The following is a 16470-nucleotide window of genomic DNA, read 5'->3' as shown; positions in this document are numbered from 1 at the left end:
CATGAAATCAGCATCCCGCCTGCACGCCCGTGACTTCATTTCCCGCTCCGCCGCCAGCGGGCGCTATCACTTCAACTCGTCCGACGCCCAGGACGCGCTTGGCGTCTCGGCGGCTGCGACGAAGCTGGCCCTGCATCGCTTGAGTAAACAGGGCCTGATCGCATCCCCGGCACGAGGTTTTTACGTCATAGTGCCCCCGGAGTACCAGTCTCTCGGCAGCCTGCCCGCCGAGCAGTTCATTCCGGCCCTGATGGAACGGCTAGGCCAGCCCTACTATGCGGGCTTGCTGTCCGCCGCCCAGTTCCACGGCGCGGCCCATCATCGGCCCCAGGAATTTCAGGTGATGGTGGCCAGGGCGCGCCGTCCTATCGTTTGCGGCGTGGTACGCGTGGGATTCGTCGTTCGCAAAAAAATCGCGTCTGTGGCCACCCAGAGCTTCAACACGCCGCGCGGGACTGTCCTTGTCTCAACCCCCGAGGCCACGGCGATCGACCTCGTCGGCTATCACGACCATGTCGGCGGCTTCGACCAGGTCGCGACGATCCTGGGAGAACTCGTCGACAGCATCGATCCCGAAAAACTGGTTGCCGCGGCCGAAACCGCTCCCGTGCCGTGGGCGCAGAGGCTTGGCTACCTGATGGATCAGGCCGGTGCGGACGACCGGACGGGACCGCTCAAAGCCTATGTGCGCAAGCACGCGCGCAGCACGGCTGTCCTATTGCCGGCCGCCTCGCAACAAGACGCCGTTCGTGATGACGGCTGGCGGCTTTCCATCAATGTCACTGTGGAGTCCGAGCTATGATCCCGCGCGACTACATCACTGAATGGCGCGCGCAGGCGCCGTGGGTTCAGGACATCCAGGTCGAGCAAGACCTCGTCATCAGCCGAGCGCTGGTGGAGATATTCTCCAACCCGGTGCTGGCCGACGCCCTGGCATTTCGTGGCGGGACGGCGCTCTACAAGCTCTATCTCAAGCCAGCCGCCCGCTATTCCGAGGATATCGACCTCGTGCAGATGCGCGCGGAGTCCGCCGGAGCCGTAATGGACGCCTTACGGTCGGCGCTCGATCCCTGGCTCGGCGCCCCCCGCTGGAAACAGACGGAGGGTCGCCTGACCTTCGTCTATCGGTTCGGCTCCGAAGATACGCCGCCGATCAACATGCGGCTCAAAGTCGAAATCAATTCGCGGGAGCATTTCGCCGTTCACGGCTTTATCCGTCAGCCGTTCGGTGTATCGTCGCGCTGGTACGAAGGTGCATGCAATGTCCCGACCTACGCGCTCGACGAGCTTCTCGGCACGAAGCTACGGGCGCTCTATCAGCGCAAGAAGGGGCGTGACCTGTTCGACCTCGCTGTCACGCTCAAACAGGACGGCATCGACTCCGACCGGATCATCGACGCCTTTACGACCTATATGGATCACGGCGGACACAACGTGACTCGCGCTCTCTTCGAACAGAACATGCACCAGAAATTGTCCGATCCGTTGTTCACGGCGGATATCGGTCCGCTTCTGGCTCCCGGCTATTCCTGGAATCTCGAAACAGCGGCAGAAGCGGTCAACGTCGCTCTCATCCGCCGTTTGCCGGGCGATGCGTGGAAAGGTGTGGCGGAAGACTGAGAGCACACCAAGGCTAGCTTCAGTCAATCGAGCAACATACCTTCTTCCCTTGCGGCAGCCTCGAATAGCGATGCGCACGTCATCGGGCGAGAAATCGCCGGCCAGGGCGGCTAGGCAAGCTTGCACGGCCTTGTTCCAGTGGCGGCCGCGCTTGGCTGGCAGCGTCATCGCAGTGAAATCCACTTAGGCGTTGCGTTCGTTCGCCTCGCTAGGCAGCTTGATGATGTAGTTAATATCGTCGAAATGTTCGATCGTATAATGCGCGTCGGCATCGTATTTTCGCCATCCGCGTTGAATTCAACAGCGAAGAATTTGCGACCGCTGTCAAATGAAGAGATCACCGAATCAGCTAGGAAGTATACCAGCGATCTAGATAGCTCTTAGCCTACGATCACTCCTTTTATTATCCTTCAATCGGCGTCATTGTAAACTATCACCAAAATAAACCTTGGCATGAACTGAAGCTCAGAATAATTGGCGAGGTCCGGTTCGATATAGAGATGCTTGATAAATTCCTCATCTTCAGGGGTAAGCTTGATGTTCCTTCCTAGCTTCATTTCACACAAAGCCCCGTAGTCGAAGGAGTGCCAAACCTTGGACTGGCTGGATGACTTTCTTTCAGCGGCGGCCGCCGCCATAGCTGCCGCCGATTCCTTTTGGCGCCGGCGCAGTCGGATCACAATTCCCAGAGCCACCCGACTTGCTGCGAGAAGAGTGCGGAGCTGCCGGCACCCGGCTGACGGTCGGAAAGGCGAAGTCGCGCCAGTTGTGCGCACCTCGTTAGATGGTTTCAAGCCGGCTGAACCGAACCGGGATGAGTTTCCGAGTCTCGAGTTGCCCAGCAGCATCCTTGTCGATGATAGTCAGAAACTGAACTTCTTCAGACGCCAAAGGCAGAACAAGGCGTCCCCCTGGCTTGAGCTGATTGAGCAATGCCGGCGGCGTCCGCTCAGCCGCCACGCTAACCAGGATCTTGTCGAATGGGGCGTGCTCGGGCCAGCCGCGAGACCCGTCTCCGACACGAATGGCGACATTCGAGAAGCCAAGGCCCTGCAGCAGAGCCTCGGCATGGCTTGCAAATTCCTCGATGATTTCGACGCTCCAAACTTGTCCGGCGAGTTCCGCGAGGATCGCGGATTGATAGCCCAGGCCGGTCCCGATCTCGAGCACCGTTTCGTGTGGTTGGGGAGCAAGGAGATCGGTCATCAGAGCGACAATGAAGGGCTGCGACACGGTCTTATCGAAGCCGATCGGCAGCGGCATGTCCTGATAGGCATAAGGCGCGACTGCAGCTGGCACGAAGAGATGTCGCGGGACCCGCCGCATCGATGCCATCACCCGCTCATCGAGCGTTGCCTTGCCGAGTTCTTCGCTTGCAAGATCGGCATGGATTGCAATCATCTCGACCATGTGCCTGCGTAGGACCGCAAGATGCTCTTCGTTCATGGGTTTCATGACGGTGAGGCTTTCCTCGACCAGCTGCTGCCAAATAGCTTATATCCTGTTCGTCTCGTCACAGTAACCGACAAGGCCGATGCGCTGGGCATTGCCCATTTCGAGAGGAAACGCGCGCTGGCGGGACGTCCTTTGGCTGGCCGTTTCTCCAGATATTGCTAAAATAAGGCCGCTGCCGAACGGAAGGGATATCCCGATGAGCAGACATATCTTTGCCGTGCTGACCAATCCAGTGGAGGGACGCGAGGCAGAGTTCAATGCTCGCCCTTACCCTCTGACCTCGCCTTGACTGACGAGCTCGATGCAATCGCGTTGCGGCGCTGCGTCTTACCCGCATCTAACTCCGGGAAGCTTTAGCGGTAACGGATTGCCTCGCCAAAGGCACGTTGACATAAAGATATCTTTATGTGACTACTGGCTGAACAGTCGCTACAAGGACAAAGAATGTCGCAAAGTCCGTTCTCACTGGACGATCTGTTTGGTCCGGCCGGCGAGAAGCGAGACGGGTCGGAAATCCTGGCTACGCTTCAAGCTACTGCGCGCGAACGCATCCTGATCCTTGACGGTGCCATGGGCACCCAGATCCAGGGTCTTGGTTTCGACGAGGACCATTTCCGCGGCGACAGGTTCGTCGGTTGCGCCTGTCACCAGAAGGGCAACAACGATCTTTTGATCCTGAGCCAGCCCAAGGCGATCGAGGACATTCATTATCAGTACGCTATTGCCGGCGCGGACATCATCGAGACCAACACCTTCTCATCAACCTCCATAGCGCAGGCCGATTACGGCATGGAGAATGCCGTCTACGACCTCAATCGCGACGGCGCTCGGCTTGTCCGCCGTGCTTTGATCCGGGCACAACAGGAAGACGGCAAGCGGCGGTTTGTCGCCGGCGCTCTCGGGCCGACCAACCGCACCGCCTCGATGTCGCCGGATGTCAACAATCCCGGTTACCGCGCCGTGACTTTCGACAAATTGCGCTATGCCTATGGCGAGCAGCTGCGCGGGCTGCTCGATGGCGGCGCCGACATCATCCTGATCGAGACCATCTTCGACACGCTGAACGCCAAGGCGGCGATCTTCGCCTGCAACGAGATCTTTGTCGAAAAGGGCATTCATCTGCCGGTCATGATCTCCGGCACGATCACCGACCTGTCCGGCCGCACGCTCTCCGGCCAGACGCCGACGGCGTTCTGGCATTCGGTCCGTCACGCCAGCCCGTTCACGATCGGCCTCAATTGCGCGCTCGGCGCCAACGCCATGCGCGCGCATCTGGATGAGCTTTCGGGCGTAGCCGGCACCTTTGTCTGCGCCTATCCGAATGCCGGCCTGCCTAATGAATTCGGCCGGTATGACGAGAGCCCGGAATTCATGGCTGAACAGATCGAGGGTTTTGCGCGCGACGGATTGGTCAATGTCGTCGGCGGCTGCTGCGGCTCGACGCCGGACCATATCCGCGCCATCGCGGCGGCGGTTAAGAAATATCCGCCGCGCGCCATCCCGAAGATCGAGCCGAAGATGCGCCTGTCGGGCCTCGAGCCGTTCACGCTGACCGACGAGATTCCGTTCGTCAATGTCGGCGAGCGCACCAATGTCACGGGCTCCGCCAGGTTCAGGAAGCTGATCACGGCGGGCGACTATGTCGCCGCGCTCGATGTCGCGCGCGACCAGGTCGCCAACGGCGCCCAGATCATCGACATCAACATGGACGAGGGCCTGATCGATTCGAAGAAGGCGATGGTCGAATATCTCAACCTGATCGCGGCCGAGCCGGACATTGCCCGCGTTCCCGTGATGATCGACAGTTCCAAGTGGGAAGTCATCGAGGCCGGCCTCAAATGCGTCCAGGGCAAGCCGCTGGTCAACTCCATCTCCATGAAGGAAGGCGAGAAAGCGTTCCTGCATCATGCCAGGCTGGTGCGCGCCTATGGCGCTGCGGTGGTCGTCATGGCCTTCGACGAGGACGGCCAGGCCGACACCAGGGCGCGCAAGGTCGAGATCTGCACCCGCGCCTACAAGCTCCTGACTGAACAGGCAGGCTTCCCGCCCGAGGATATCGTCTTCGATCCGAACGTGTTCGCCATCGCCACCGGCATCGATGAACACAACAATTACGGTGTCGATTTCATCGACGCTGCGCGCGAGATCACCGCGACGCTTCCTCATGTCCATATTTCGGGCGGCGTGTCGAACCTCTCCTTTTCGTTCCGCGGCAACGAACCGGTGCGCGAGGCCATGCATGCCGTGTTCCTCTACCACGCCATCCAGGCGGGCATGGACATGGGCATCGTCAATGCCGGGCAGCTTGCCGTCTACGACACCATCGACCCGGAACTGCGCGAAGCCTGCGAGGATGTTGTCAACAACCGTGAGCCAAAGGGCGGCGGCACGGCGACCGAGCGCATGCTGGAACTCGCCGGACGCTTCAAGGGCACGGCGGGCAAGGAGGCGCAGGAACGCGTTCTCGCCTGGCGCGACTGGCCGGTCGAGCAGCGCATTTCGCACGCGCTGGTCAATGGCATCACCGAATTCATCGACGCGGACACGGACGACGCGCGGCGCGCCGCCGAGCGGCCGCTGCATGTCATCGAAGGCCCGCTGATGGCGGGCATGAATGTCGTCGGCGACCTGTTCGGCGCCGGCAAGATGTTCCTGCCGCAAGTGGTGAAGTCGGCCCGCGTGATGAAGCAGGCGGTGGCCGGCCTGCTGCCGCACATGGAGGCGGAGAAGCTGGCGAACGCCGCCAGCGGGATCGACAATGGCGAGCGCCAGACCGCCGGCAAGATCCTGATGGCGACGGTAAAGGGCGATGTCCACGACATCGGCAAGAACATCGTCGGCGTGGTCCTTGCCTGCAACAATTATGAGATCATCGATCTTGGCGTCATGGTGCCTGCGGCGAAGATCCTGCAGACGGCGCGTGAGCTAAAGGTCGACGTCATCGGCCTGTCCGGCCTGATCACGCCCTCGCTCGACGAGATGGCGCATATGGCGGCCGAGATGGAACGTGAAGGCTTCGACATTCCGCTGCTGATCGGCGGTGCGACGACCAGCCGCGTGCATACGGCGGTCAAGATCCATCCGCGCTATGCGAAAGGCCAGACGGTGTATGTCGCCGACGCCAGCCGCGCCGTCGGCGTGGTGTCGGCACTGCTGTCGAACGAGGCCAAGGCCGGCTATGTCGAGAACGTTCGCGCGGAGTACAAGAAGGTTGCCGACGCGCATGCGCGCAGCGAAGCCGACAAGCAGCGGCTGCCGCTCGCCAGGGCGCGGGCCAATGCCCACAAGGTCGACTGGACGGGCTACGAGCCGCCAAAACCGTCCTTCCTTGGCCTAAAGGTCTTCGAAGGCTGGGATCTGGCCGAGCTTGCCCGCTATATCGACTGGACGCCATTCTTCCAAACCTGGGAGTTGAAGGGCCGCTATCCCAAAATCCTCGACGACGAGGACCAGGGGCCGGCGGCACGCCAGCTCTTCGAGGACGCCCAGGCGATGCTGGCGAAGATCATCGCGGAAAAATGGTTTGCGCCCAAGGGCGTGATCGGCTTCTGGCCGGCCAATACCGCCGGCGACGATATCAGACTGTTCACGGATGAGGCCCGCTCGCACGAACTGGCGACATTCTTCACGCTGCGCCAGCAGCTGGCCAAGCACGACGGCAAGGCCAATGTCGCATTGTCGGATTTCGTGGCGCCTGTGGACAGCGGCAAGGCCGACTATGTGGGCGGCTTCATAGTCACCGCGGGCATCGAGGAAGTGACGATCGCCGAGCGCTTCGTGCGGGCCAACGACGACTATTCCTCGATCATGGTCAAGGCGCTGGCCGACCGTTTCGCCGAAGCCTTCGCAGAGCGCATGCACGAGAAGGTGCGCAAGGAGTTCTGGGGTTACGCGCCCGATGAGAACCTGGCCCCGGACGACCTGATCGGCGAACCCTATCGCGGCATCCGCCCGGCACCTGGCTATCCGGCGCAACCCGACCATACGGAAAAGGCGACGCTGTTTCGTCTGCTCGACGGCGAACGCAATGCGGCCGTCAGCCTGACCGAAAGCTTCGCCATGTGGCCCGGCTCCTCCGTCTCCGGCATCTACCTGTCGCATCCCGAAAGCTATTATTTCGGCGTCGCTAAGGTCGAGCGCGATCAGGTCGAGGACTATGCGCGGCGCAAGGCCATGCCGCTGGCGGAGGTCGAGCGCTGGCTTGGGCCGATCCTCAACTATGTGCCGGCGCGCTACGCCGAAGCGGCGGAGTAAGTCCCTATTACCGCCAGTCGTCCTTGCCCCTGACCGATCTCGCATTCCTGTGGACCGGTTTGGGCGATCGATGATTTGATCAGGGTGCTTAAGGTGCACGTTCGTCTCGCGGATGGGATAATTGGGAAGTCGGTGCCGGCGCTGCCCCCGCTACGGCAGCGGCGCTTTTCGTCTCCACAAGGACCACTGGGCCAAGGCCTGGGAAGCTGCCGAGATGGCGGAACTGTTTTTGATTACCCCTATCTCGATTTCCACTATTTTGGGGCGCTCGAGAATTAAGTTTGGCACTTCTATCTAACGAGTGCCAACCGGGCTATATATATGGGCGTGGCCGCTATGCCGGCCTCAGAAAGAAGCTTCCATGAAATTCCGGCCACTCCAAGACCGCGTCGTCATCAGGCGCGCGGAAAGTGACACCAAATCCAAGGGCCGCATCATTGTTCCCGACAATGCCAAGGAAAAGCCGCAGGAAGGCGAAGTCATCGCCGTCGGCCAGGGCGCACGCGACGAAGACGGCGCGCTGGTCGAGCTCAAGGTCAAGGCGGGCCACCTGATCCTGTTCGGCAAATGCTCGGGCACCGAGGTCAAGATCGACGGCGATGACCTTCTGATCATGAAGAAAGCCGACATCATGGGCATCATCTTCAACAAGACCGTGGCTGCCAAGAGGGCAGCCTGACGTGCGCGCCGCGCGTATTCACCGGACGCGCATAGGACGCTCCCGATTCTGAGTCTCCGGGCGACGCCGTCGGCGTCTTGCCGTCCCAACCGAACTGGAAAAATCATGCCCCCCAAGGAAATCAAATTCTCCACCGATGCCCGCGACCGCATGCTGCGCGGCGTCGAGCTTCTCAACAGCGCCGTCAAGGTGACACTAGGCCCCAAGGGCCGCAATGTCGTCATCGACAAGGCCTATGGCGCGCCACGCATCACCAAGGACGGCGTCGCCGTCGCCAAGGAAATCGAGCTTGCCGACAAGTTCGAGAACATGGGCGCGCAAATGGTGCGCGAAGTGGCCTCGAAGACCAACGACCTTGCCGGTGACGGCACAACCACCGCCACGGTGCTGGCCGCATCGATCCTGCGCGAAGGCGCCAAGCTCGTCGCCGCCGGCATGAACCCGATGGACCTGAAGCGTGGCATCGACCAGGCCGTTACCGCGGTGGTCAAGGAAGTCCAGGCGCGGTCCAAGAAGGTCAAATCGGCCGGTGAGATCGCGCAGGTCGGCACCATCGCCGCCAATGGCGATGCCACCGTCGGCGACATGATCGCCAAGGCGATGGACAAGGTCGGCAACGACGGCGTCATCACCGTCGAGGAAGCAAAGACCGCCGAGACCGAACTCGACGTCGTCGAAGGCATGCAGTTCGACCGCGGCTATCTCTCGCCCTATTTCGTCACCAATGCCGAGAAGATGCGCGCCGAGCTGGAGGACGCCTACGTCCTCATCCATGAAAAGAAGCTCGGCAATCTGCAAACGCTGCTGCCGATCCTCGAAGCCGTGGTGCAAAGTGGCAAGCCATTGTTGATCATCGCCGAGGATGTCGAGGGCGAGGCGCTGGCGACGCTCGTCGTCAACAAGCTGCGCGGCGGCCTCAAGGTCGCGGCCGTCAAGGCGCCTGGCTTCGGCGATCGCCGCAAGGCGATGCTGGAAGACATCGCCGTGCTCACCGCCGGCCAGATGATTTCCGAGGATCTCGGCATCAAACTGGAGAACATTGCCATTGACATGCTCGGCCGCGCCAAGCGCGTGCTGATCGAGAAGGACACGACCACGATCATAGACGGCGCCGGCACCAAGGCGACCATTCAGGCGCGCATACAGCAGATCAAAAGTCAGATCGAGGAAACCACTTCCGACTACGACAAGGAAAAGCTGCAGGAGCGACTGGCGAAGCTCGCCGGCGGCGTTGCAGTCATTCGCGTCGGCGGCGCCACCGAGTCCGAAGTCAAGGAAAAGAAGGATCGCATCGACGACGCGCTGAATGCTACGCGTGCCGCTGTGGAAGAAGGCATCGTTGCAGGCGGTGGCGTGGCGCTCTTGCGCGCCAGATCGGCGCTTGCCGGCTTGAATGGCGCCAATGCCGATGTGACGGCGGGTATCTCGATCGTGCTGAGGGCGCTTGAGGCGCCGGTCCGCCAGATCGCAGAAAATGCAGGCGTCGAAGGTTCGATCGTCGTCGGCAAGCTCTCCAAGGGCAAGGACTACAATCAGGGCTTCGACGCCCAGAACGAGATTTATGTCGATATGATCAAGGCTGGCATCGTCGACCCGGCAAAGGTGGTGCGGACCGCACTCCAGGACGCCGGTTCGATCGCCGCCCTGTTGATCACCGCCGAGGCCATGATCACCGACGTTCCAGCCAAGGATGCCGCGCCATCCCCCGGCGGTGGCATGGGCAATTGACCGACTCCCTGCCGGGAACGCGCTGCGATGCCCATCGCGCCGAGCGCGAAGCGCTGAAGGTCGCCGACAATGAGCGGGTTTTGGCGGAAGCTGCGGCTGCCAAGGCTGAGGTAAGGGCGGAAGCCGGAGCCCGTCAGACAGAAATGGGCAATCGGGTCTCGCGCGTCGTGGCCGACGAGGCGCCCCGCAAGGCCCGTCAGGCCTAATACTTCAACACCTGCGCCCAATCCCACGGGCGCGGCCATTGCCCTAGCAGATGATCGCAGGGTGGCGAAAAAAACGGACTGGTTATAATGAGCGCACATGTCTATCCACCCGCTTCACTTGTTGAAGACAATGCCGGAGCGTGGTTGAAGAAGCTGGCGAAATACCGACAGCCGCGTCTAGGGCGTAGCGCCTTCGAACTGTTCATCACTCTTGTCCCTTTCGCCATCTTCTGGGCGGCTGCTTGTCTTTCGCTGACCAACAGCTTCTGGCCCGGGCTGATCGCGATCCTTCCTGCCAGCGGCTTCCTGCTTAGGCTGTTCATGATCCAGCACGATTGCGGCCACGGCTCGTTCTTCGCCCGTCGCGGACTCGATGACTGGACCGGCCGCCTGCTTGGGGTCCTGACTCTGACCCCATATGACTATTGGAGGCGCGCTCACGCCGCCCATCATGCGACTGCAGGCAATCTCGACGAACGCGGAGTCGGTGACATCACCACGCTGACGATTGCCGAATACCGTGCCCTTTCGCCGATAAAGCGGGTCGGTTACCGGCTGTACCGGCACCCGCTTGTGATGTTCGGGATCGGGCCAGCTTGGCTATTCCTATTCAAGCAGCGCCTACCGTTTGGGATGATGAGCTCGGGTGCGCTGCCTTGGATTTCGACCATGCTGACGAATATTGCGATCGTCACGCTGTCTGCCTTGATGGTATGGACCGTCGGTTTGGCTACCTTTCTCCTAATCCACCTGCCGGTCGCACTGCTGGCAGGTGCGGCTGGCGTTTGGCTCTTCTATGTACAGCACCAATTCGAGGAGACGCATTGGTCGGGGGGCGAGGATTGGCGGTTTCCCCAAGCGGCGCTGCATGGCGCCTCGCACTACGATCTTCCGCCGGTGCTGCGGTGGCTCACCGGCAACATCGGCATCCATCACGTCCATCATCTGTCCAGCCGGATTCCCTACTACCGCTTGCCGGAAGTGCTGCGCGACCATCCGCAACTTGCCTGCATTGGACGTATCACCCTCTGGGACAGCCTCAAATGCGTCAGGCTCGTGCTTTGGGACGACCGGCGCCGGAGGCTGGTTTCATTCCACGACGCAGCCTGATCACAGTCTATGCGGAGGCGGGCTCTGTTTGTGTTGTGCTGCAGGCTCCGTGCGGCGGCTACCGCCGTCTACGGCGAGGACGCGCGCTGCTCGCCATAGCTTCAGGTCTGCCGACCTATTTGCGTACGCCTCAATCGGATGGGGGCGTCCGATCAAATATCCTTGCAGAGCATTGCAGCCTTCCTCGCTAAGGAAGGTCAACTGCTCCAACGTCTCGACGCCCTCTGCAATGATATGCATTGATAGGCCTCGGCCCAGCCCGACGATCGCACGAATGATGGCGGCCGATTGCGGGTTCTTCTGAATCATCCAGACAAAGGACTTGTCGATCTTGATCTTGTCGAAGGGGAAAGACTGGAGATAGGAAAGCGACGAGTAGCCGGTTCCGAAGTCGTCCAGGGCGATCTTCACGCCGGGCGATTTCAGCCGCCTGAGGATCGAACTTGCCCGCGAGAAGTCGTCGAACAGCACACTCTCGGTTACTTCCAGCTCTAGCCGCTTTGGGTCGAGCCCCGTCTCAAGCAGAACCGAGTGCACCAAGTCAGGAAGATCGCCCTGGCGAAACTGCACTGGAGACAGGTTGACGCCACCTGGACCAGTTTCACCCACGAAGCCGCCTCGCGGCATGCCTCCCGCAGCACCCATTCGCCGATAGGCACGATCAGTCCGCTCTCTTCGGCCACCGCAATGAATTCGGCGGGTGGGATCATCCCTCGGTCCTTGTGGGACCACCGGATCAGAGCCTCGAAGCCGACGATTTCGCCGGACATGCCCGCCTGCGGCTGGTAGTGCAGGAATAATTCGCCACCTGCCAGCGCAGACCGCAAGTCTTGTTCGAGGGCACGGCGTTCGCGCAGCTTGCGATCCATGTCGGCCTCGAATATCCGGAAAACACCACGGCCGTCGGCTCTAGCGAAGGGGAGGCCAACCTCACGGTTGATCGCCTCGATGCGATCCATGAGGATGTGCACGGACGAGCTGCCGGCGGAAAGCTGTTCGGCAGGCCGTAGCGGCCGGGTGATGTATCCGATCTCCCGCTGGCCGCGATGCTCGTAGTGATTTCGAGCGCCCAGTGGTCATAGACGCGCTCCGTGCGGGCGCTCGATTCTTCCCAATCCTGAAAGAAGCGCACCTCGCGCGGCACGAAATCGAACCAGTTGGGCTGCAGTTCAAGAAACGGCGTCTGTCCATCGGAGCATCGGAGCCGACCCAAACGCGCCGTTTCATCTCCGGCCGGCGCGCTTCGCGCCTGTCGCGTTCGATCCGGGCGCACCGCGTGAGAAAGTTGCGGACATGCACGATGCCATTCCCGGCTCGGCCGAGCAATCGGCAGAGCGGGCCTGCTACGATCTTCTCGTCGGTCGTCTCGCCGTGCTTGATCCATGCCGGATCGAGCAGATCATTCGCTCTCCAGGGCGGCGATGTTCGGATCGACGATCGGCCCGGCGCGCCATTCGATCTCGCGGCCAAGCGAGATCTGTACATAGTCCGCGGCGCCTGCGCCTGTCGGCACAAAGGCGAAGGCGCTTTGCCATGCCATTCCGAAATCTGGAACTCGCTGCCCCGCAGTTCCACCCACAGCGCCTTTACGTCCCCGCCGCGGCGAGCGAGGGCTTCCGTCATCCAGGGCCGCAACTCAGCGACTCGGCTGCCGTCGGGGGCGAGCACTGATCGCACGTCGCGCCAATAGGCGTCGTCGATACTGGCCGCGGTGAAAGTGAAGCCCGGAAATTTCTTCGTCAACGCGGCCGTAAGCGCTGCCTCGTCTGCACCGGCCGGAAGAGCGGCCAGAACAGCCTCGATTGAGGCGCATTCTCCGAAATCTGCGCCATCGGACGATCTTATCAGTCCGACCCCATCTGGTCTTTTCCCATCTCCACCGCGCTGCCGGTGATGTCAGGTGCGTCGGCCGGCGCCGCGTTGAGGTGATGCTCGAGCGCTTCGATGCTCGTCATGACGTCGGCAAACGCCGGCGGCGTGCCGAAAATCATCGCCGACATGCGTTCGTAGTCGGCCGAGAGCTTGGCGCGCATGTCGGCGGTCGGGACAAGACGATAGCTTCCTGGCACCGCACGATCGTAACGATGATCGGGTGCGCGAAACATCAGTTCCTTGTGCTGCCGGCAGGCTTCGGCGAGATCGAGCATCGACGCCGTGGCCACTCCGTAGTCGGGATGCGTCCAGATCTGATGGACGTCGTAGTAGTGCCGCGAATAACGATTGAGATCCGGCACCGGCCGATCGGGCTGCGCTCCCGCGCTTCGCTTCTCGGTCATTTCGGTCATTGCGTGCAGGATCAGCACCTTCTCCCAGAAGGTCCGTTCCGGCTTCACCGTCATTACATTCGGCACTGATAGGTCCGCGCCGGCTGGCATTTCCGAAGCGATGTAGGGCACGATCTCGCACAGCTCGGCCGGCTCGGGATCGGGACGCGCGCCGCCTTCGATGCGGACGGCGGCCTGAACATATCCGTTGCCGGAATCGAACACGCTCTTGTAGCCGACCACGAGAATATCGAGCGCATCCTTGTTTCGATAAGCATCGAAGCCGAAAGCGAGGGAGAAACCATCCTGCCCGGCCGCTTCTTCGATGGCCGCGGTCTCCTTGGCCAACAGCTCCTTGAGGGGACCAGAAATATATTGCCGTGCTGCCTCGTCAACCTTCTCGGCGAGAGCGCGCTGTTGCTGATTGACGGAGGGGAGGGCAGCGATGTCGGCTTCCAGCGGCACCTTCAGGTCGGCCTTGTAGATTCCGATGTCGATGTCCTCGGAGAACCGACTAATGAGTCCATATGCCTTGCTGAGGCTGGTGCCGCCCTTGAAATAAAGACCTACCGGATCGTTCGGGCGCCGGTTGAACAGAAAGTCGAGCACCCAGCAGACATAGAGGTCCTTCTCGACGTTCTCCGCTCGTGTTTCCAGATGCGCGGCAACGGTCGAGAAGAGCGCTCGACGGTCGTCGACGCTCGAGCGAAGGATTTCAATGAACGTCTGTTGCATGGTCCTCCTTCGCCCGATCCGGGTCTGGCTCGCTTTCGGCGAGCTTTCGGGCGATCGTCTCGAGCAGCGGATACATCCATGCAGGGACGGCATGAATGTTGTCGCGCAGGTCCTGCACGATCTCTTCGCGGTTCGGATCGCGCGACAGATGCCGGACGATGCCGTTCACGGCCGCGTCGAGGCTTGATCGCTCATCACGAAACCACGTCAGCGCCTGGATCACGCGCATCGCCGGCCGGCCGGCCCAGAACGCCGTCTTGGCCGAAACGCGCTTGAAGTCGAGCTTATAGATGACCGGCCGTGCAGCGTTCGGATCGCCGGCGCTGGCCTCGATCTCGATCGTTCGTGGGTAGGTGTCGGCATAGATCGTCGAGCGGGCCGGGACGGCCGTGGTCAAGCCGAGGTCGTTCGCCGCGGTCATGCCGTCGACCAGCACGCGCAGCTTGTCGCGTCGGGCAATGGCGTCGATGAAGGAGGCGCGCGGCGGAAATACCATCTTGCCGGTCAGCTTGCTGATGCCCGGCTTGTCATACAAACCGCGATAGGGACGGCGGATGTCACCGCGCAGGGTCAGCCTTTGCAGCGCCTTCTCGACGGCGTTGGGCGTTCCGATGTCGAGAAAATCGGCGCGTGACCACACACCCGAGGGCGCTGCCTTGGCGATTCTGTCATGAATGCGATCGAGAGTGTCGGACGTGGGGTCTGGCATCGGTCACCATCGGCTGTCCGAAGATTATATATAAAAATTGGTCAGTAGCAACCTCAAAGCCTGTTACTGACCAAAATTTGCATTCAAAGTTTGGTCAGTATCGACGATGATAAGCGAACCGGCGGGTATAGCGGAGGTGTCCGCTCATGCACAATCTGCCGATCGTCCAGGATTTGTGGAGCGCGGAACTAAGACACTCCGGAAGGCGCTCTTGCACCGAAGGCGTGAATCGACCCGAAGCGGACGCTTCATCCGACAAGGTTGGCGATGGCCGAACCCCTCAAAACAATGGGCATCATCTACAGGACTTTCTTAGATCGCCTACTGAAGAAGGATCGGAATTCTATTCCCTCAGGGATCGCCGACAACATCAAGGCCGCAAGCCGTCGGCGACGAAACTCATACGATCGGCGGACGACGAAACTAGAATCGGAAGCCACCTCAAAACAAGGTCACTTTCTCTCGAACGTCCGTGAGATGATCGCTGCCAATTTGTCGGCTAGTCTTATCGGGATCGCGGGATCGGCAGCTTGCGAGACCGTTCTAGGATCGGTGGCCGGATCGGCTGTTTGGGTTTCGGCCTTTCTAGTGAGAGCGCTCAATTTCCGGTCGGTGAACGGATATCGCCCTTCGACATCGAGAAGAACGTCCGCCTTGGCGCGGAAAACTTCAATGAGCGCGCGCTCCCGATTTCGGGAAGTGGACCGCAATTTCAGGTCATGCAGGAGTGTGTTGAGCTTACGCGCGATATAGGCCGCGCGGCCGCGATCGGACTGGTTCAGACTGAGTGACAAATGGCCAGCCGCCTCCTGAAAAGGTGGTGGGGACGCGTGGCCGCCAGTAATAGACGTTCTCGCGCCGTGTCAGGTTCTGAATTTCATGTCGGATCGCCATCGCAAATAGCCCATTTCCGCAAGCCGATGCGCCGGAACCGTGCATCAGCTTTGTGCCTCAGTTTTGGGCACAAACGGTGGCGGGGCCAATTCGAAGGGATTCCCAGCCGGGAAGATTTCCCTTGGAAATCAAAGGCTTGAAAAATAAGCAAATGATGGCTGGGGCGCCAGGATTCGAACCTGGGAATGTCGGTACCAAAAACCGATGCCTTACCACTTGGCGACGCCCCAGCAGCCGGGCCGTGCCCGCTGCGCGCGGCCTTATAGGACGAGGCGGGAGAAAGCTCAATGCCATGATGGCAACTGAACCGGGCTGATCCACGGGTCAGAATGTCGCTTCTCCGCCGCGGCGTTCTTCGGGTTGGCTATTCGCCCCAGACGGCGAGCTCGTTGCCTGCCGGATCGGTGAAATGGAACCGCCTGCCGCCGGGGAAGGAAAAGATCGGCTTGACGATGGCGCCGCCGGCATTCTCGACCGCCTCCAGCGTATCTTCCAGGTTTTCGGAATAGAGCACAGGCAGCGGCCGGGCGGTCGCTTCGCCGGCATCGGCCTGGAAGCCGCCGTCGAGCCCCTCGGCAAAAGCGGAGTAGGTCGGCCCATAATCGGTGAACGACCATGAAAACGCCGCGCTGTAGAACGACTTGACGCTGTCCAGCGTGCCGCCGGTCGCCGGCAATTCCAGATAGTCGAGTTTCCCGTTGAGTTTCATCACGCTACTCCACTCCGTTCTTGTTGTGTTCTATATCGTGGAGCGGATAGCAGCAAGTCTTTTTGACGCAGCTTTTGCTTAATCGATTGTAGCGGCGGCGCTTGCTT

The 16470-nt window shown here is 60.9% G+C and carries 13 protein-coding genes, 1 tRNA gene, 2 pseudogenes and 1 riboswitch; of the genes and pseudogenes, 7 read left to right on the top strand and 9 right to left on the bottom strand.

Features of this window, described 5'->3' with window-relative positions:
• Position 1 precedes the first annotated feature (1 nt).
• Together EJ070_RS33800 and EJ070_RS33795 are read left to right on the top strand one after the other, a co-directional pair.
• The gene (locus EJ070_RS33800) at positions 2-802 is read left to right on the top strand and encodes a type IV toxin-antitoxin system AbiEi family antitoxin (protein WP_126095204.1); all 801 of its coding nucleotides are present in this window, start codon (positions 2-4) and stop codon (positions 800-802) included.
• Positions 799-1620 (top strand): nucleotidyl transferase AbiEii/AbiGii toxin family protein, encoded by an 822-nt coding sequence (locus EJ070_RS33795; RefSeq protein WP_126095203.1) that lies wholly within the window; start codon positions 799-801, stop codon positions 1618-1620. The genes EJ070_RS33800 and EJ070_RS33795 overlap by 4 nt, the downstream gene beginning before the upstream one ends.
• 410 nt (positions 1621-2030) lie before the next feature.
• Here the strand turns inward: EJ070_RS33795 and EJ070_RS33785 are convergent, their stop codons facing one another.
• On the bottom strand, positions 2031-2300 hold the full coding sequence (locus EJ070_RS33785; protein WP_126095202.1) for a hypothetical protein: 270 nt from the start codon (positions 2298-2300) through the stop codon (positions 2031-2033).
• Positions 2301-2400: 100 nt separating this feature from the next.
• The gene (locus EJ070_RS33780) at positions 2401-3075 is read right to left on the bottom strand and encodes a protein-L-isoaspartate(D-aspartate) O-methyltransferase (protein WP_126095201.1); all 675 of its coding nucleotides are present in this window, start codon (positions 3073-3075) and stop codon (positions 2401-2403) included.
• 444 nt (positions 3076-3519) lie between these two features.
• Here EJ070_RS33780 and metH point away from each other — a divergent pair, with 444 nt between their 5' ends.
• The 5 genes and pseudogenes from metH to EJ070_RS33755 all read left to right on the top strand — a co-directional run bounded on the left by metH (position 3520) and on the right by EJ070_RS33755 (position 11052).
• Positions 3520-7329 carry a methionine synthase gene (gene metH, locus EJ070_RS33775; RefSeq protein ID WP_126095200.1) on the top strand — a complete coding sequence of 1270 codons (3810 nt, stop codon included), beginning with the start codon at positions 3520-3522 and terminating at the stop codon, positions 7327-7329.
• Positions 7330-7403: 74 nt separating this feature from the next.
• A riboswitch (cobalamin riboswitch) is annotated at positions 7404-7692 on the top strand.
• Positions 7691-8008 (top strand): co-chaperone GroES, encoded by a 318-nt coding sequence (locus tag EJ070_RS33770; protein WP_126095199.1) that lies wholly within the window; start codon positions 7691-7693, stop codon positions 8006-8008. (Overlaps the previous riboswitch by 2 nt.)
• Before the next feature lie 105 nt (positions 8009-8113).
• Positions 8114-9736 (top strand): chaperonin GroEL, encoded by a 1623-nt coding sequence (groL, locus tag EJ070_RS33765; protein ID WP_126095198.1) that lies wholly within the window; start codon positions 8114-8116, stop codon positions 9734-9736.
• Positions 9737-9762: 26 nt separating this feature from the next.
• Positions 9763-9942: pseudogene (locus tag EJ070_RS33760) on the top strand (hypothetical protein); the annotation flags it as partial.
• 87 nt (positions 9943-10029) lie between these two features.
• Positions 10030-11052, top strand: a complete 1023-nt coding sequence (locus tag EJ070_RS33755; protein WP_126095197.1) for a fatty acid desaturase — start codon at positions 10030-10032, stop codon at positions 11050-11052.
• Here EJ070_RS33755 and EJ070_RS33750 read toward each other — a convergent pair.
• The 7 genes and pseudogenes from EJ070_RS33750 to EJ070_RS33725 form a co-directional block, all read right to left on the bottom strand.
• Positions 11053-11966: pseudogene (locus tag EJ070_RS33750) on the bottom strand (EAL domain-containing protein); the annotation flags it as partial. It lies immediately after the preceding gene.
• 485 nt (positions 11967-12451) lie between these two features.
• Entirely contained in the window at positions 12452-12592 is a 141-nt protein-coding gene (locus EJ070_RS36560; protein ID WP_189350238.1) for a hypothetical protein, read from the bottom strand.
• Positions 12593-12896: 304 nt separating this feature from the next.
• Positions 12897-14051 carry a nucleotidyl transferase AbiEii/AbiGii toxin family protein gene (locus EJ070_RS33745; protein ID WP_126095196.1) on the bottom strand — a complete coding sequence of 385 codons (1155 nt, stop codon included), beginning with the start codon at positions 14049-14051 and terminating at the stop codon, positions 12897-12899.
• Positions 14032-14760 carry a DUF6088 family protein gene (locus EJ070_RS33740; RefSeq protein ID WP_126095195.1) on the bottom strand — a complete coding sequence of 243 codons (729 nt, stop codon included), beginning with the start codon at positions 14758-14760 and terminating at the stop codon, positions 14032-14034. The genes EJ070_RS33745 and EJ070_RS33740 overlap by 20 nt, the downstream gene beginning before the upstream one ends.
• 452 nt (positions 14761-15212) lie before the next feature.
• Entirely contained in the window at positions 15213-15554 is a 342-nt protein-coding gene (locus EJ070_RS33735; protein ID WP_126095194.1) for a hypothetical protein, read from the bottom strand.
• A 255-nt stretch (positions 15555-15809) separates the two neighbouring features.
• Positions 15810-15884 (bottom strand) — tRNA-Gln (locus tag EJ070_RS33730).
• Positions 15885-16018: 134 nt separating this feature from the next.
• A complete protein-coding gene (locus tag EJ070_RS33725; protein WP_126095193.1) occupies positions 16019-16363 on the bottom strand; it encodes a VOC family protein in 345 nt (114 codons plus the stop codon).
• Positions 16364-16470: the final 107 nt, after the last annotated feature.

Source organism: Mesorhizobium sp. M1E.F.Ca.ET.045.02.1.1 (assembly GCF_003952485.1).
GTDB lineage: Bacteria > Pseudomonadota > Alphaproteobacteria > Rhizobiales > Rhizobiaceae > Mesorhizobium.
The sequence above is the reverse complement of the archived record's forward strand: the minus strand, read 5'-3'. Positions and strand labels throughout refer to the sequence as shown.

Excerpts from the sequence above, each read along its gene's own strand:
- EJ070_RS36560 (WP_189350238.1), bottom strand. The coding sequence starts at position 12,592 with ATGGCATGGCAAAGCGCCTTCGCCTTTGTGCCGACAGGCGCAGGCGCC.
- EJ070_RS33795 (WP_126095203.1), top strand. The coding sequence starts at position 799 with ATGATCCCGCGCGACTACATCACTGAATGGCGCGCGCAGGCGCCGTGG.
- EJ070_RS33745 (WP_126095196.1), bottom strand. The coding sequence starts at position 14,051 with ATGCAACAGACGTTCATTGAAATCCTTCGCTCGAGCGTCGACGACCGT.
- EJ070_RS33740 (WP_126095195.1), bottom strand. The coding sequence starts at position 14,760 with ATGCCAGACCCCACGTCCGACACTCTCGATCGCATTCATGACAGAATC.
- EJ070_RS33800 (WP_126095204.1), top strand. The coding sequence starts at position 2 with ATGAAATCAGCATCCCGCCTGCACGCCCGTGACTTCATTTCCCGCTCC.
- metH (WP_126095200.1), top strand. The coding sequence starts at position 3,520 with ATGTCGCAAAGTCCGTTCTCACTGGACGATCTGTTTGGTCCGGCCGGC.
- EJ070_RS33725 (WP_126095193.1), bottom strand. The coding sequence starts at position 16,363 with ATGAAACTCAACGGGAAACTCGACTATCTGGAATTGCCGGCGACCGGC.
- EJ070_RS33770 (WP_126095199.1), top strand. The coding sequence starts at position 7,691 with ATGAAATTCCGGCCACTCCAAGACCGCGTCGTCATCAGGCGCGCGGAA.
- groL (WP_126095198.1), top strand. The coding sequence starts at position 8,114 with ATGCCCCCCAAGGAAATCAAATTCTCCACCGATGCCCGCGACCGCATG.
- EJ070_RS33755 (WP_126095197.1), top strand. The coding sequence starts at position 10,030 with ATGAGCGCACATGTCTATCCACCCGCTTCACTTGTTGAAGACAATGCC.
- EJ070_RS33780 (WP_126095201.1), bottom strand. The coding sequence starts at position 3,075 with ATGAAACCCATGAACGAAGAGCATCTTGCGGTCCTACGCAGGCACATG.